Annotated in this window: 13 protein-coding genes; 7 read left to right on the forward strand and 6 right to left on the reverse strand. The window is 35.6% G+C overall.

Annotation, left to right across the window (positions count from 1 at the left end; translation table 11 throughout):
- Nucleotides 1–119: 119 nt before the first annotated feature.
- Nucleotides 120–1,172 (reverse strand): 3-dehydroquinate synthase, encoded by a 1,053-nt coding sequence (gene aroB, locus KKI44_RS02825; RefSeq protein ID WP_214589748.1) that lies wholly within the window; start codon nucleotides 1,170–1,172, stop codon nucleotides 120–122.
- A 103-nt stretch (nucleotides 1,173–1,275) separates the two neighbouring features.
- Between aroB and KKI44_RS02830 the strand changes: the two genes are divergently transcribed.
- Nucleotides 1,276–2,421, forward strand: coding sequence for a pseudouridine synthase (locus KKI44_RS02830; protein ID WP_228457585.1), 1,146 nt, complete (start codon nucleotides 1,276–1,278; stop codon nucleotides 2,419–2,421).
- A 596-nt stretch (nucleotides 2,422–3,017) separates the two neighbouring features.
- Here KKI44_RS02830 and pncA read toward each other — a convergent pair.
- Complete coding sequence (gene pncA, locus KKI44_RS02835) at nucleotides 3,018–3,623, reverse strand: bifunctional nicotinamidase/pyrazinamidase (RefSeq protein ID WP_108410940.1); 606 nt, start codon at nucleotides 3,621–3,623, stop codon at nucleotides 3,018–3,020.
- Nucleotides 3,624–3,817: 194 nt separating this feature from the next.
- On the opposite strand from pncA, the gene kdsA reads away from it, so the two are divergent.
- From kdsA to KKI44_RS02865, 6 genes are all read left to right on the forward strand, one after another.
- Nucleotides 3,818–4,627 carry a 3-deoxy-8-phosphooctulonate synthase gene (gene kdsA / locus KKI44_RS02840; RefSeq protein ID WP_214589749.1) on the forward strand — a complete coding sequence of 270 codons (810 nt, stop codon included), beginning with the start codon at nucleotides 3,818–3,820 and terminating at the stop codon, nucleotides 4,625–4,627.
- A gap of 138 nt (nucleotides 4,628–4,765) precedes the next feature.
- On the forward strand, nucleotides 4,766–5,143 hold the full coding sequence (locus KKI44_RS02845) for a hypothetical protein (RefSeq protein ID WP_214589750.1): 378 nt from the start codon (nucleotides 4,766–4,768) through the stop codon (nucleotides 5,141–5,143).
- A gap of 40 nt (nucleotides 5,144–5,183) precedes the next feature.
- Nucleotides 5,184–7,430 carry a TonB-dependent receptor plug domain-containing protein gene (locus KKI44_RS02850; protein ID WP_214589751.1) on the forward strand — a complete coding sequence of 749 codons (2,247 nt, stop codon included), beginning with the start codon at nucleotides 5,184–5,186 and terminating at the stop codon, nucleotides 7,428–7,430.
- A 107-nt stretch (nucleotides 7,431–7,537) separates the two neighbouring features.
- Nucleotides 7,538–7,915, forward strand: a complete 378-nt coding sequence (locus KKI44_RS02855) for an HYC_CC_PP family protein (protein ID WP_214589752.1) — start codon at nucleotides 7,538–7,540, stop codon at nucleotides 7,913–7,915.
- 109 nt (nucleotides 7,916–8,024) lie between these two features.
- The gene (locus KKI44_RS02860; RefSeq protein ID WP_214589753.1) at nucleotides 8,025–8,498 is read left to right on the forward strand and encodes a DUF3347 domain-containing protein; all 474 of its coding nucleotides are present in this window, start codon (nucleotides 8,025–8,027) and stop codon (nucleotides 8,496–8,498) included.
- 276 nt (nucleotides 8,499–8,774) lie between these two features.
- Nucleotides 8,775–11,564 (forward strand): multicopper oxidase domain-containing protein, encoded by a 2,790-nt coding sequence (locus tag KKI44_RS02865; RefSeq protein ID WP_250902145.1) that lies wholly within the window; start codon nucleotides 8,775–8,777, stop codon nucleotides 11,562–11,564.
- A 570-nt stretch (nucleotides 11,565–12,134) separates the two neighbouring features.
- Here the strand turns inward: KKI44_RS02865 and KKI44_RS02870 are convergent.
- From KKI44_RS02870 to KKI44_RS02885, 4 genes are all read right to left on the reverse strand, one after another.
- Nucleotides 12,135–13,253 (reverse strand): FAD-dependent monooxygenase, encoded by a 1,119-nt coding sequence (locus tag KKI44_RS02870; RefSeq protein ID WP_214589754.1) that lies wholly within the window; start codon nucleotides 13,251–13,253, stop codon nucleotides 12,135–12,137.
- Nucleotides 13,253–13,861: a hypothetical protein gene (locus KKI44_RS02875; protein ID WP_214589755.1), complete on the reverse strand. Its 609-nt coding sequence runs from the start codon at nucleotides 13,859–13,861 to the stop codon at nucleotides 13,253–13,255. Before KKI44_RS02875 ends, KKI44_RS02870 begins: the two co-directional genes overlap by 1 nt.
- Before the next feature lie 273 nt (nucleotides 13,862–14,134).
- Nucleotides 14,135–14,929, reverse strand: coding sequence for an alpha-ketoglutarate-dependent dioxygenase AlkB (locus KKI44_RS02880; protein ID WP_214589756.1), 795 nt, complete (start codon nucleotides 14,927–14,929; stop codon nucleotides 14,135–14,137).
- Complete coding sequence (locus KKI44_RS02885) at nucleotides 14,929–16,152, reverse strand: hypothetical protein (RefSeq protein ID WP_214589757.1); 1,224 nt, start codon at nucleotides 16,150–16,152, stop codon at nucleotides 14,929–14,931. Before KKI44_RS02885 ends, KKI44_RS02880 begins: the two co-directional genes overlap by 1 nt.
- Nucleotides 16,153–16,276 lie beyond the last annotated feature (124 nt).

Here is a 16,276-nt window from a genome sequence, read left to right on the forward strand (position 1 = left end):
TTTTATTTAATATTTTGATTTTCAGAAATTTAATTTTTCAATTAAACATTTGTTTAGAAATAATCTAAATTCAAAACAGATCTGAAAATATATTCGATTTTTAAGTGAATTTTTAGAAACTATAAAGAAACATCATTCAGTTTTCTGTAGAAATCTAAAGAAGCCGTGATGTTCTCCTGACTGCATTGATGATCGAAATTACACGCTCCGATTGCGGTAAGCAGGGAAAAATTAATTTTAGTGTCAGCATTTTTCTTGTCATTAAGTAAAAGACCGAAAATATCTTCGTCTTTGAAATCGCTGATATCAAGATAAGGGTAATACTTCTGAATGTTTTCTATAATTAGTACAGAATCTTCCTCAGAAATTAAACCTTCAAGAAAAGCGAGATGCGCTTCCGTAATCATCCCCATAGCAACTGCCTCGCCATGAAGAATAGGGTTACCCTGACTTAAACATAAGCTTTCAATGGCATGACCGATCGTATGACCGAAATTCAGAGTCTTTCTGATATTTTTTTCGTGAAAATCTTCCTGAACAACATTCTGTTTAATATCCATCGACGTCTGAATATGCGGAATTACGCCTTCAATGTCCAGTTTATTAATTTGGGTGAGATTTTCCCAGTGAGATTTATCGGCAATTAATCCGTGTTTTAGCATTTCGGCAAATCCGCTTCTTAATTCTTTGAAGGGTAATGTTTCCAAAAATTTAGGATAGACAAAGATTTTCTCAGGAAAAGTAAAAGTTCCCACCATGTTTTTATAATGCATCAGATCAATCCCCGTTTTTCCTCCGATAGAAGCATCACACATCGATAAAAGCGTCGTCGGAATATTGATGAACTGTATTCCTCTTTTATAAGTAGATGCTACAAAACCTCCCATGTCCGTAATAACGCCGCCGCCGAGATTAATGACCAGAGCTTTTCGGTCTGCCTGCATTTCCGTAAGAATTTCCCAAAGCTGGTTGGCCGTCTGTATATTTTTCATTTCTTCACCGGCTTCAATCTCCAGAATTTCAAATCCGAGATCCGTTTCCATATTTCCTAAAAGGATGGGAAGACAATATTCATGTGTATTTTCATCAACTAAAATAAGGATTTTGCTGAAAGATTTTTCGTGTAAAAAGTCGTTTAATTGAGAAAAATTATCGTTTAATATTGTTATCATTTTCAGATTTTCTGTAAGGTTAAATGTAAAACTATATTGCAAAGTTATGATTCTTAATTTTTAACTCGTTATTAAATATACTATCTTTGCAGAAATTTTTAGAATGAGCAGAGATAATAATAATTCAGAACGACCAAAGAGACCAAGAATTTCAACCAAGAAAAATTCTGATAATTCTCGTGCTTCCAGATCTGGAAATTCTTCAGAATCAAAACCTTTTAAAAAATCTTTCCCGAAAGCAGGAGAGCGAAATTCAGACTCGAAGAGAAGTGGTACGAGCTATCAGGACAGAATGGATAAGAAATACGGAAAGACTGAAAAAGAACCTTTCATAACCAGTTCAGGGGAAGAAAAAAAATCTTTCGGAAAATCTGCACCGAAAAGAGGCGGAAGCAGACCCAATACTTTTGATACAAGAGATAAATACGAAAGAGGCAGCCTGAAATACGGAAGAAGACCCGGAACAGAAAACAGAGAAGATAAGAATAAATCTTTTGTACAGAAGAGAAGACTGAATAAAATTGAGAAAGATGTACATAAAGACACGATTCGTCTGAATAAATACATCGCCAATTCCGGAATCTGCAGCAGGAGAGAAGCCGATGAGCTGATTACGCAAGGTCTTGTGGAAGTAAACGGAAAAGTAGTAACGGAAATGGGATATCAGGTTCAGAAAACGGATAAAGTGGTTTTCGACGGACAGAATATTACACCCGAAAAGCCGGTTTATGTTCTTCTTAACAAGCCAAAAGGGTATATTTCTACTACAAAAGACGACAAAGCCAGAAAAACAGTAATGGATCTTGTAGCGAACGCTTCACCGTACAGAGTATTTCCGGTAGGAAGATTAGACCGTTCTACAACCGGAGTTATTCTTTTAACGAACGACGGGCACATGACGAAAAAACTGACACATCCGTCTTTTGATGCAAAAAAGATCTATCACGTTACGCTGGATAAAAAGCTTACTCACGAAGATATGAAACTTATTGCAGAGGGAATACGTCTTGATGAAGGAGTTGCTGAGGTAGATCAGATTTCATTCATCGAAGGAAAGCCGAAAAATGAAGTGGGAATTGAAATCCACATCGGATGGAACCGTGTTATCAGAAGAATTTTCCAGAGATTAGGATATGAAGTGGAAGCCTTAGACCGAGTAATGTTTGCCGGATTAACGAAGAAAAACATCAAAAGAGGACACTGGAGAATCCTTACAGAACAGGAAGTGAATAATCTTAAAATGCTTTAATTTTGAAGTAAATTTTAAGCTAAAAATAAAAAGACGTTGAATTTTTTTTCAGCGTCTTTTTTTTGCTTTAACACGAATGCCACAAATGCTTTTTCACAAATATCACAATGAGTTTATTTAAACTTTTGTATCAATAAAATATTCTTGTTGGAAAGCGCAAAGACGCGAGATTTTTATTAGTCTCACATCTTTAAGACGCAAGAAAATCTAAGATTTTTAAGAAGGATTAATGCTTAATTTTATCGTAGATAAAATCTTTGCGCCTTAAAAAAAGACCGTATTTAAAAAATATTTTGCGTCTTTGCGATAGTTATATTAAAGTTGTTTAAAGTAAAATGGTAGAAAACTCTATAGAGTTTTATCTGTGTAGAAAACATATTCGCAAGGCGTTCTGCGTTCCGTAGGAACGCTATCTTTAGAAAATTATCATATTTAAGATATCAATCCTATGGATTGATTGACGAATTTATTCTTATTTCTACACAGATTCTACTCCTAAAGGAGCAAACTCTTTTACTTTAAATAACTTCATTATTAAGTTTAATATTAAATTGTGCTATTTGTGAAAAAGCATCAGTGCTATTTGTGTTTAAAAACTAACCTAAAACCGTAACCCCTTTCTGGATCATATCATAAATGGCATCTCTTCCGTTATCCGGCTTTACGTTTACGGCACGTGTTCCGTTAAAGTGAAGACAGGTTACATAACCATTGGCTACTGCATCGGTGCAGGTATATTTTACGCAGTAATCCATAGCAAGACCTACGATTTCCACCAACTGGATGTCATGATATTTTAAAAAATCATCCAAACCTGTTTTCATGAAATGATTATTGTCCTGAAAACCACTGTAGCTGTCAATTTCTACATTTTTACCTTTCTGTACGATGTGGGTTACTTTGTCTCTGTTAAGATCCTTATGGAATTCTGCCCCGAAAGTTCCCTGAATGCAGTGATCCGGCCACATAAACTGCGGAACACCATTCAGGATAATGCTTTCGCCTACCTTTCTGCCATTATTGCTGGCAAAACTTTTATGATCTGCAGGATGCCAGTCCTGCGTAAGTACAATCTGATCGTATTCGTTTTCTTCCATCAGAGCATTGATGTAAGGAATTACTTCATTAGCTCCCGGAACAGCCAACGCTCCGCCTTCACAAAAATCATTCTGCACATCTACGATTATTAACGCTTTTTTCATATTTAAAATTCTCGAAATTTTTGATAAATCTACGAATTCCTAGCTTCAAAAAATTATCCAAAACAGAATTATCGGACAAATCGGCATTAAGTTTATTGAAGCTATCCGTTTCGAAGTCGGTAAAACCCTCCAAATAATTTCGGATTTCCGAACTTTCTCCCTATTTTTACTGAACTTTTTAATCAAAAAATAAAATGATTCAGTATTTAGATAATATTCATCACAAAGATTCCAAAAACTTTTTTTTAATTGCCGGTCCCTGCATCATTGAAGGCGAAGATATGGCGCTGAAAATTGCCGAAAAAGTGGTGGAATTAACCAATAAATATAATATTCCCTACATTTTTAAAGGAAGCTTTAAAAAAGCCAACCGAAGCAGAGTAGACTCTTTTACCACGATCGGAGAAGAAAAATCTCTGGAAATTCTTAAAAAAGTAGGAGAAACTTTCAATATTCCTACAACAACGGATATTCACGAAAACGAACACGCAGCTTTGGCGGCGCAATATGTAGATGTGTTGCAGATTCCTGCGTTTTTGGTTCGACAAACAGATCTTTTGGTTGCCGCAGCACAAACAGGAAAATGTGTCACCTTAAAAAAAGGACAGTTTCTCTCCCCGGAATCCATGAAATTTGCCGTTGAAAAAATTACAGACTCACACAATCAGAAAGTAGCGATCATTGAAAGAGGAAATACCTTTGGTTACACAGATTTGGTGGTAGATTACAGAGGAATTCCAACCATGAGAAATTATGCACCTGTCATTCTGGATGTTACGCATTCCCTGCAACAGCCGAACCAAAGTTCCGGAGTTACAGGAGGAAGACCTGATCTTATTGAAACCATCGCAAAAGCAGGAATCGCAGTTGGTGCAGACGGAATTTTCATCGAAACGCATCCCACTCCCGAAACCGCTTTGTCCGACGGAGCCAATATGTTGAGACTGGATCTGCTTGAAGATTTACTACAAAAACTAACCAGAGTAAGAGAAGCAATTTTATAATGACAAAACTTTTTTTACCTTTAGCTCTTTCTTTTTTCAGCTGTTTTTTATTCTCAAAAAAGAGATTCTTTACAATTTTCTTTGCCCGAAAAATATAATCTTCATTTAGAGGAAAAACAGGAAAATGACCAAATGATAATGATGGAATATATTCCAAAAGGTCAGAACTGGGACAACTATGATATTATAATTACAAAATTAGTATCCAAAAATCTGGCAAAAATTCCGTTGCAGACTTTTTTTGACAATAATAAAAAGCTTCTTCAGTCTAAAACCAAAAATTTGCGAATAAAAGAATTGTCCCGAAATAAAAAAGGCGAAAGAGAATACATTCTTTTTACTGCTGAAGCAGATTCTTATACCAATTCAACAACTACAGAATCTCAGATACAGTATTTTGTAAAAGGCGACAATGATGTATTTATGTGTCTTGCAGCAATTAAAGAAAAGAATTTACCAAAGGATTTTGTAGAAGAATGGTCAAAAGTTTTCCTGCAAAGTCAAATTATAAAATAAAAGTTATAAATTAACCGTTTGAAATTTTAAAGCATTTCTTTTGAAAAAACTAGTTTTACCATTGAGCCTTATGGTTCCTGCATTAGTATTCTCTCAGGTAAAAAAAAAGAGGGATACAGTGAAGACCGAAACTATTGAAGAAGTAGTTTTCCAGAAAAAAGTAACAGGAAAAACCAACGATATCACCGCCGTAAAAATTTCGGCAAAAGATGCTCAGAATGTGGCAAGCATTTCCGGAGGTATCGAAGGAATTCTTAAAACTCTGCCTTCCGTAAACTCCAATACGGAGCTGTCTTCTCAATACATGGTTCGTGGCGGAAACTATGACGAAAACCTGATCTATATTAATGATATTGAGATCTACAGACCATTCCTCATCAGAAATTCTCAACAGGAAGGGTTAAGCATCATCAATCCCGATATGGTTTCCACCGTTAATTTCTCAGCCGGAGGTTTCGAGCCGAGATACGGCGATAAAATGTCATCTGCTTTAAATATCTATTACCGTGAACCTGAAAAATTTGAAGTTTCCGGAGAAGGAAGTTTAATCGGAGGAAGATTATCCACCGGTTTTGCTGTCGGAAAAGACAAAGAAGGAAACAGGAAATTCACCGCTCTATTTTCAGGAAGATACAGAAATACAAACCTTGTTCTTAATACCCTGAAAGAAGATACAGACTTCAATCCGAAATACATGGATTTTCAGACGTATCTGAATTATCATTTCAGCCCGAAATTCACGGCTTCGTTCATCGGATATTACTCCAAGAATGATTACGAAATGATTCCGAAGGCAAGGAGTGTAGACTTCGGATCTTTGCAGCAGCCAATTAATTTAACGGTAAATTATGGTGGCCGTGAAGACGATAAGTATAAAAATATGATGGGAACATTCTCCCTGAATTATAAGCCATCCGACAAATGGAGATTTACTTTAGACGCTTTTGCCTACCAAAACCGTGAAAGAGAATATTATACCATTGCTTCGGCTTACGTTTTACAGACTTTTGATCCGATCACGGGAGAACCCGTTACTTCATACGATACAGGCGGACAAATAGAGCATGCAAGAAATGATTTATATGTAAAAACTTACGGAACACAGTTCCGAACCCGTTTTTCGCCTAACGTAAATACAGATATTGAAGTCGGATTTAAATATGAAAAAGAAAATCTGAAAGATCTTACCAACGAATGGAAACTGGTAGATTCTGCAGGTTATAGCACACCGATTTCCGCACTTTTAGATCCCAGAAATCCACCGGATCTAAAATTATATTACAACATTGCAGGAAAAAATGATATTCAGCCGACAAGAATGTCTGCTTATGCACAGTATTCTCAGAAATTTTTCTGGGGAAGCAATAAAGTGTTTGTAAACGCCGGAGCAAGAGTATCGCACTGGAGTTTCAATAACGAAACCATTTTCTCTCCGAGAGCTCAGTTTGCGATCAAACCCGATTGGGATACCGATATGTTGTTCAGGCTTTCCGGAGGTATTTATTATCAGGCTCCTTTTTACAAGGAAATCAAAGATTTAGACGGAAATTTTAATTCAAATATCAAATCCCAAAGATCTATTCAGGCAATTCTGGCGAACGATTACGAATTCCAGATGTATGACAGACCGTTTAAGCTGACTACGGAACTGTATTACAAGAAAATGAATGATCTGATTCCGTATTTCATGGACAACGTGAGAATACGTTACTCCGGAAAAAATAATGCTTCAGGATACGCATACGGAATTGATACCAGATTGTTCGGAGAATTTGTTCCCGGAGTGGATTCATGGTTATCGGCAAGTTATGCCCGAGTGTATGAAAATATTGATGGGAGAGGAGACATTCCGAGACCAACCGATCAAAGGTTAAGATTTGCGATGTTCTATCAGGATTATATGCCGAGATTCCCGAAAATGCGCGTCAATCTTACGTTAACTTACGCAATGGGATTGCCTACAGGATCGCCGATCGTATTGGATGAAAACAGAAAAATCGATTATCTTGCAGGATATTCCTATCAAAAAACATTAACGTCTTATAAAAGGGTAGATTTAGGACTTTCGTATGCCTTCATCGATCCTAAAGAGAAAAATCAGGCGTATGGTTTTTGGGGTAATTTTGATGAACTGACGCTGGGTGTTCAGGTTTTTAATGCCTTCAATATCAGAAATACAGTTTCCAATCAGTGGATTACCGATGCGAATACCAATCTGATGTATCCTGTTCCTGTACGTTTAACGGGACGTTTCTTCAATGTGAAACTTGAATTTAGAATTAAATAAATACAGACTCCTGAAAATTTTCGGGAGTTTTTTTATTTCCTGAATTTTATAACATCTTTACAGAATTTTATAACGAAGGTTGACTTTATATTTTTAACTTTGTCTCAATGAAAAAGATTCTTGCCATCCTGTTCTCTGTTTTCTACTTCGGTTTTTCTTCCGGAGCGGTTTTCAGCGTTCATTATTGCATGAATGAGCTGGCTTCCATCAGTCAGAAAGTGGATGATGTCTGCAGTAAATGTGGCGTAAAAACCAAAAAGGATTGTTGTAAGACAGAAATCAAAATCGTAAAAGTGGATGATTCTCAAAAGTCAGATTTTCTTAAAATTGATTTTTTAAAACAAATCCATGACGTTCACAAAAACGATTTTTTCTTCGTAGATCATTCTTTTTCGACAACAAAATTTTCTCAGATTCAGATCAATGCGCCGCCGGAAAACCGTTCCGTTCCGATCTTTATCAGTCATTGTAATTTTAGAATTTAAAATCCGTCAGTCGTTTGATCTTTTGATCTTTACGAATGACACGGCTTGTCGCTTTACGCGATCAATTTACCAACTTTTTCTTTAAAAATTAATTCTAAAATTTAAAACAATGAAAAAATATATCATTACAGCAATATTCTCATTATTCTCAATTATTTCAATTTCAGCACAATCTAAAAAAGATGCACAGGTTACAAAACTATACCAAAATTATATTGCTATAAAATCTGCTCTGGCTTCAGACGATGCCGATCAAACATCCAAAGCAGCTACGGAATTCATTAAGACAGCTTCTACAATTGATTACAAACAGGTTTCGGAAGGAAATTTAAATATTCTCAGAAAAGATGCTACTGCAATTTCTGAAGCAAGAAACATCAGTACACAAAGAGAAACATTTATGAATCTTTCCGATAATATGATCGCTCTGGCAAAAGAATTCAAATTTTCTGAAAATCCGGTTTATGTTCAATATTGTCCGATGGCAGACGGAAGCTGGCTGAGTGATGAATCCAAGATTGTAAATCCTTACTACGGAAAATCAATGCTTTCTTGTGGAAATGTGAAATCTACAATTAAATAACAATTATATCTTATTTAAAAATAATAAGTTGTATAGCTTAAATTAAAATTTACTTTAATAGATTGATTTGGAGTGTATTCCAAAACTATGAGATCTTAGTTAAGTGAAACGCCTTTGTGAACTTAAAAATATTCTCAATAATTTCAACAAAATCTTTGCGAGCTTTCCATTAAAAATTAAGTGATTTTAGATTTTCTACTTCACATCGTTTTGCTCAAAATGAAAGTTTTTAAAATTTAATTCAGGCTATACAACTTTAAAAAACTTCGAAATATTATGAAAAAAATAATAATATTTCTGCTGTTTTTATTCTCTGTTTTCAGTTTTTCACAGACTACAAAAACCTATTTCAGTTGTCCGATGCATCCGGAAATCGTTTCTTCAAAACCGAGAGACTGCCCGAAATGCGGAATGACCTTAAGGAAAAAAGTAGTTGCTGTAAAACCGAAGACTATTTCAAAGCCGGAAGCAGAACCCATACAGAAAACAGAAATAAAATCAAAAGAAATTAATAATAAGAGTAAGGCTAAGATTGAGAAAAAGAATGATTCTAAAAAGGCAAAAAAAGCAGATAAAGCAAATATTTCTAAACCTGTTTTAAATACATCTGAGACTAAAGTATTAACACAGTCAAAGTCTCATTCTAAAACCCAATCTCAGCCTCAAAAATATATCTGTCCGATGCATCCGGAAATCATTTCAGACAAACCCGGAAAATGTCCGAAATGCGGAATGGATTTGATAGAAATTGAAAATCATTCGCAACATCAATCAGATCCGGAACCTAAACCTGATAACTCTGTTTTAAAAAGAAATTCGGAAAACGGCAGAGTAAATTTTGGAGGAAAAACGATTCGTTATGATTTATACGTCAAAGATACAATCGTAAATTTTACAGGAAAAAACCGCAGAGCAATTGCTGTCAACGGAAAATTACAGGCTCCGACTTTATATTTCACGGAAGGCGATACTGCCGAAATTTTTCTTCACAATATGCTGAAAGAAAATACAGGCTTTCACTGGCACGGCGTGATTTTACCAAATGAACACGACGGCGTTCCGTATTTAACGACAAAACCTGTAAAACCGGGAGAAACACATTTATATAAATTTAAAGTTTCCCAGAACGGAACCTACTGGTATCATTCTCATGAAAGTTTGCAGGAACAGATCGGGATGAACGGAATTTTGGTCTTTCAAAAAAGAGAAGGAGAGCCAAAAGTAAATTACACCCAGGAAATCCCTGTTTTACTCGGTGATTGGAGTGATGAAAATCCGATGCAGATTGCAAGACGTCTTCATATGGCAAATACAGATTGGTATGCCATTAAGAAAAATTCGGTGCAAAGTTATTGGGAAGCTATAAAATCCGGAAACTTCGGAACAAAAGTGCTGAATGAATGGAAAAGGATGGAAGCTATGGACGTAAGTGATGTTTTCTACGATAAATTTCTCATCAATGGGCAGCCAAGTTCTGACTATTCAAGCTTAAAAGCTGGAGATAAAATACGGTTAAGAGTGGCAAATGGAGGTTCATCCACTTATTTCTGGCTGAATTTTGGAGGCGGGAAAATAAAAGTAGTGGGAAATGACGGAAACGATGTGGTTCCGGTAGAAGTCGACCGATTGATTGTAGGAGTCTCTGAAACGTACGATATTGAAGTCACCATTCCGGAAAATAAAAGTTTTGAATTTCGGGCAACTTCGGAGGACAGAATTGGTCACGCTTCGCTCTGGCTGGGTTCAGGAGAGAAAGTAGAAGCACCCGATTTACCCAGATTAAAGCTTTTCGAAGGCATGAAAATGATGAACGGAATGATGGAAATGAGCGGAAATATGAAGCCGATGAACATGACGATGGGCAACCAGATGATGGATATGAACGAAGTGATGTATCCCGAACTTCCTGAAAATCAACGAAAAATGACGATGAAGCACATGAATGAAATGATGGGCATCAAAACCCAAGAGGAAAACGAAGAGCATTCTGGTCATTCGATGGAAATGAAGGAAGAAAAATCAATTAAAAGGCTGTCTTATAATCTGTTAAAATCTCCTGAGAAAACCATTCTTCCGACAGAAAACGTCCGCGAACTGAAATTTACTCTGGAAGGAAATATGAACCATTATCTCTGGACTTTAGATAATAAAACGGTGACGGAAACCGATAAAATTTTAGTCAAAAAAGGAGAAATTCTGAGGATTACAATGTATAACAATTCAATGATGCGCCATCCGATGCATCTTCACGGACATGATTTCAGATTAATCAACTCAAAAGGTGAATATTCTCCGCTTAAAAATGTGGTAGACATCATGCCGATGGAAACCAATACGATTGAATTTGCTGCCAATCAGGATGGCGACTGGTTTTTCCACTGCCACATTCTGTATCACATGATGGCGGGAATGGGAAGAATTTTCAGCTATGAAAATTCCAAACCGAATCCACAACTACCCGAAAGAAAACTGGCTTGGAAAAATTTTCTGAAAGATAACAGGATGATAAGCTCAATGGCAATGCTTGATCTTAACAGCAATAAAATACATGCCGAAACCATGACAATGTTCGGACCGAGATGGGCTAATTTAAATGAATTTCACTCGAACTGGGATTTTAATCATTTTGACGGAAATTTTAAAGTCGGCATATTTTTAGGAAAATTCCAGTGGGCAATTCCTTATGCGGGTTTCAGAATTCAGAAAAATCATGAAATTATGGAACGAAAAATGGCAGAAGAAATGGGAATGGATTTTCACGGCAGAAAAACGTGGTTCGGACAGCAGAAGGCTTCCAAAACTCAGGGTGCATTTACGGTCGGGATGCAGTATCTTTTACCGATGCTCGTTACAGCGGATGCAAGTGTAGACCAGAACGGAAAGGTTTTACTGGAGTTCAGCAGGGAAGATATTCCGCTTTCAAGAAGGCTTCGCGGAAATTTTACGGTCAATTCTGATGGCGAATTCAATACAGGTTTGCGCTATATTTTACAGAAATGGCTTTCTGTTTCCGGAAATTATGATAATGAAATGGGATGGGGAGCCGGAATTACCCTTATTTATTAAAGTTTTTATAAAACAATAGAATATTTAATCCTTCAAGATTTTTAAATTTTGAAGGATTTTTATTTCCGACAGACAGAATGAAATTTATCTGAAAGTCTGCTGAAACTTTATTAAACAGTCTAATTAAAATTTTTCAATTGCATTCAAACTGAAAATTTTAACGCAAAGTTGATATTTTAAGATAAATATTTTAAAGTAAACAAAGTTATTCAAATTTCATCTGTAATTAAGCGAACGTTTTATGATTTACCTTTGGAAATATCTTCGCTGAGTGAATAGCTACTGAGCTTGTTGAACCTTTGCAAACGAAGAATATTCTCAATAATCTCAAAGAGCGTTATAAAAAGATAAACATTAAGAGCAGTTAAGCAGTTAAGAGAGATTAAGAATTTGCAGGCAAATTGAAGGATACATTTAAAAATAATTAGGATGTAATAAAAAACGCTCTGTGTGCTTATTAAAGTCAAACGTCTTAGCGAACTTAAAAATTTCCGGTAAGTTTTTAAAAGAAAATCTTTGCGTACTTCGCGTTAAAAAACAAGCAGACAGATAATCAAAATGTCTGGGAAACTACATTTCCAGTCGAATTGTTTTTTCAACCAGTTTTTGATTAAAGCTTTCAGGAACCAGTCTGAACATGAAATTCCTTAAAAAAGTTCCTTTTTCCCATTGTGAAACCTGTCCGATTTTCCAGCTTGTATCAACTACATAATCTACTTTTTTTCTTCTGGTCTTCTGAAAATTTTCAAAAACTTCATTGAAATTCTGATGGTTTTCCAGCAGCTTTCCGATAATATAAGCGTCTTCAATTGACTGACAGGCTCCCTGTCCGAGATTCGGCGTTGTGGCGTGTGCTGCATCACCGATCAGACAAAGATGATTCGTGTGCCATTTCGGAATAGGAGCGAGGTCGATAATTTCGTTAAAAATGATATTTTCCTGAAATGTTTTCTCAATAATTTCAAGAATCAGAGGATGAAAACCGTGAAAATTTTCAGCTAATTGATTATCAGTCTGATGAATGTTTTTATTGATAACAGCATACCAGTATATTTTTCGGTCGGTCATTCTTACAAAACCAAAACGTTTTCCTTTTCCCCATGCTTCAATGGCTTCATGGTGGAAATTTTCAGGAAGATCAAATTCTGCCAAACCGCGCCAACACAATTGCTGTGTATTTCTGATGGTTCCGGTTCCGAAAATCTGCTTTCTGACTTTTGAATGAATTCCGTCCGCTCCGAAAACAATTTTGCTTTCAGTTTCAGTTCCGTTTTCAAAATGTAGAATGTAATTTTCTTTCTTTTCAATTTTGTTCAGCGCATGATTCAGTTGAATAGTTTCATAGCCGATATTTTCCGCCAAAATCTTTTGCAGATCGGCTCTGTGAATGGCTACATTGCATGAATTGTATTTCTTCTCCAATTCCAGAACATTGGTTTTGGAAATAAGTTTCAGCTTTTCATCTGTAATCGAAATGCCGTGAATTTTGTTTCCCGCCTGTTCAATTTTTTCTTTTAACCCCAATCTATCGAAGATCTGCATCGCGTTGATTGCCATCATAATTCCGGAACCGACAGGTTTTATTTCCGCTGCCGATTCATACAGGGTAAAATCAATGTTTTGTTGTTTCAGGATATTTCCTAATGTTAAACCGCCGATTCCGCCTCCGATGATCGATATTTCATTCATTATTTTAGATTTTTCAATTCGCTCAGCAGTTGATTCTGTTTACTGATAAAATTATCCAGACTGTCTGTTTTTAAAGGATGTGCATTCTGATATTTTTCAATTTCAGGAAGGGTTTTTCTGATTTTGAAAATTGTATACGTATCGTGAATTCTTTCACGGTTTTTTGTAATTTCTTCAATCAGATCTTTTATCTTTTTCACTTTGAGATTATAGCGTTCTGCGCTTTTTTTAATTTCTGCTTCAATTGCTTTTCGTGATATTGAATCGCTTAGAGATTTAGCCAAAGATTCCGCATTGCTGTAATAGGTTTCAGATTTGCTAATGACATCATCATATTCAAGAGTAGCCTCATCTGTTTTGCTGTCGATCATGCTTACTTTTTCATCAAGAGCCTGAAGATTTTTATCGTTTTTAAGCAATTCATCATAAATCTGATGAACCATATCATCTTCACGGGAAGAAAATCTTGTTCCTTTTGTTATGGAGCCTGAAGCGGAAGATTCCGCATTGTCTACTGCATTTTCAACCAAAGGTTTATTTTCGGATCTGTTTTCATTGCAGGAAAACAGGGCTAAAAGCAGGGTAGAAGTAAAAAATAATTTTTTCATGTTGTGTATATATTTCATATGAGTTCGGATAAGTCTTCTTAAACACAATGCTAAACAAAGAGATTAATTATTAAGAATTTAGCTTTTAAGATATACAATGGCGTAAAACTTATTAAAGTAATACTATTTTGTCTTTTTTAAATAAACGAAGTGCCTTTGTTTAGCTTACCAACTTTCAATAAGTAAAAAAATCTTTTGTTTTTCTTTGCGATAAATCATTATAGTATTATAAATCAATTATTTAAATTTATTTTTTATCCGAACTGAAGTTATTTAATTTTTTATTTCAGGAATTAAAAGATCTGCCGGACTGATCGTGAAAAACAGATCAGGATAGACAAAATCCAGAGAACGGTTTTCTTCACCTCTCAGCCGGAAAAACTCTTTTTCCTTTTCTTCATCGGCTAAAATAAATAATTCTCCGGTTGAAAAATACGGTTGGTTGTCTTTAAATCTGATAAAGGTTTTGGATGTTCTGAACGTCATTCCCAACCATCTGTTATCCGTAAAATCTTTGGAATTAGGATTAGAATTCAGAACAATTTTATGCTGAAACTTTTTGTTCGTTTCTACAGAAAATAGTACAACAGAATGATGATCCAGTATAATTTCAGATTCTTCTTCCGTGATTTTGTCTTTTATAACAAGCTTCCTGAGCTGATTTTCTTTTAACTGGTCTGGATTTTCATAGCATGAAAACAAAGCAATAAATGAATGATCTTCCAGATCCAAAGCCTGATCGGAATGAAAACCCATTTTCGAGTACGAAGAATCATACACTTCAATCAATGCATTGTTGAAATGCTGTTCAGGCACATCTGTTATTTCGGCTGAAATTGTTTGGTTAATTTGTTCAACAACGGAATGATGAACCCTAGAAAAGAGATTCGCCGGAATCTGATATCTTGTTGTTGTTCTTACAACAGCAAAAGTTCCGTTTTCTTCTTTCACGAGATGATTTCCGAGCCTGCCTTTTCCTGTTGCTTCAAAATCCGCAGAATTCAAGAGATTTTCAAATGTATTTTGCTTTTCAGGAAGCCTTATTTTATAAAATCCGAAGCTGCTCATTACAGTATTGGTTTTTCATAATCGCCCAGATTCATGCTGAAATGGGTTGTTTTATAGTTTACCTTATTCTCCGTCATGTTCTCTTCGTAATAAGAATTGCGAAGTTCCGCCTGCATTTCAGGAGTCATGCTTTCCAATTTAACATAACTACCGCTTTCTCTGATGTAGGTCTGATTGTCTCTGTACATCGCCTCAAGATTCGAACAACGAACCACATATCCCATTCTTATCGGAATCTGATCGACTCCCAAAACAGAAGGGCGGATTTCATGTGTATACAATCTGTTGGTAGACAGCGGAATAATAAACGCAGAATCCGGGTATAAAGTAACCGTAAATTCTTTTTCCAGAGATTCATCCTCAACCGTTTTCTTAAGCCTGAAATGGAGTCTTGTTAATGCGCTCGTTTGCTTATAACACACATCAAATCGATCTGTTTCCGATGGTTTTAAATGGTCGGAATTGGAATCGTCGTAGAAAGTACAGAATGCGATCAGTCCTTCTTTCGGCATATCCTTCGTTTTATCGGAATGGGCTTTAATTTTAGCTTTCACTTCCTTTTCAGCATCGGAAGTTTTCTTTTTGTTCTCATAAATCTGTACCAAAGCGTGATTCAGATCGGTTTCATATTCAAAAGTTTCTTTTGCACATTCGTTAAGAAGAGCTATAATTTTTCGGTCGGTTTCTCTGAAATTATCTGTAGGTCCTGTCAGATTACTCGAACATCTCAACAAATTGAAATGCAGTGTTTGTTCTCCGTTTTCATTGGCTTCATGAGTCACTTTACTCAGATAAACGCCTTTTCTCAGAGCTTTCGCTTCTTTATTGGATTCTGTAAGCTCCTGAAAATGATGTTCAGATTTTACTTTTTCAAAAATATTCTTCTCATGAAAAATTCTTCGGAAATAGACTCCCGCATTGCTTACAATAACCGGAACTTCTCCAATTTGAATAACCTTTGATTTTTCTTCGCTGCTATTTTCAAAATTCACCGAAAATTCTTTAATGATATGCAGGAAATGATGGTCTTTCTGAATATTTTCCAAATTTCCGCAGATGTATATTTTTTGATGATCAAGTTCCGGACTAAGCTCATGAACTACGGTTCCGCAGAAATGATCGATGATGTACTGAAGTTCTGTATTGATTTCCTGACTGTTATTTAAAACAACAAGAACATTTTTCTCTTTTGATATTTTGTTTTCTTCTGAATGGTTATTCATGTTTCTCAATTGAAAAGTGAAGATAGCTAAAATTTTAAATGTTTTAAAATCTTAAAGCCCTTAAGGAATAAATACATTGATTTTCACTCAGTTTTTTTAAGCTAAGGAGGCTTAAAAATAAAAT

This window comes from Chryseobacterium sp. ZHDP1, from assembly GCF_018603435.1.
GTDB lineage: Bacteria > Bacteroidota > Bacteroidia > Flavobacteriales > Weeksellaceae > Chryseobacterium > Chryseobacterium indicum.

Coding starts and splice junctions, on each gene's coding strand:
- aroB (WP_214589748.1), bottom strand. CDS start 1,172: ATGATAACAATATTAAACGATAATTTTTCTCAATTAAACGACTTTTTA.
- KKI44_RS02830 (WP_228457585.1), top strand. CDS start 1,276: ATGAGCAGAGATAATAATAATTCAGAACGACCAAAGAGACCAAGAATT.
- pncA (WP_108410940.1), bottom strand. CDS start 3,623: ATGAAAAAAGCGTTAATAATCGTAGATGTGCAGAATGATTTTTGTGAA.
- kdsA (WP_214589749.1), top strand. CDS start 3,818: ATGATTCAGTATTTAGATAATATTCATCACAAAGATTCCAAAAACTTT.
- KKI44_RS02845 (WP_214589750.1), top strand. CDS start 4,766: ATGATGGAATATATTCCAAAAGGTCAGAACTGGGACAACTATGATATT.
- KKI44_RS02855 (WP_214589752.1), top strand. CDS start 7,538: ATGAAAAAGATTCTTGCCATCCTGTTCTCTGTTTTCTACTTCGGTTTT.
- KKI44_RS02860 (WP_214589753.1), top strand. CDS start 8,025: ATGAAAAAATATATCATTACAGCAATATTCTCATTATTCTCAATTATT.
- KKI44_RS02865 (WP_250902145.1), top strand. CDS start 8,775: ATGAAAAAAATAATAATATTTCTGCTGTTTTTATTCTCTGTTTTCAGT.
- KKI44_RS02870 (WP_214589754.1), bottom strand. CDS start 13,253: ATGAATGAAATATCGATCATCGGAGGCGGAATCGGCGGTTTAACATTA.
- KKI44_RS02875 (WP_214589755.1), bottom strand. CDS start 13,861: ATGAAAAAATTATTTTTTACTTCTACCCTGCTTTTAGCCCTGTTTTCC.
- KKI44_RS02880 (WP_214589756.1), bottom strand. CDS start 14,929: ATGAGCAGCTTCGGATTTTATAAAATAAGGCTTCCTGAAAAGCAAAAT.
- KKI44_RS02885 (WP_214589757.1), bottom strand. CDS start 16,152: ATGAATAACCATTCAGAAGAAAACAAAATATCAAAAGAGAAAAATGTT.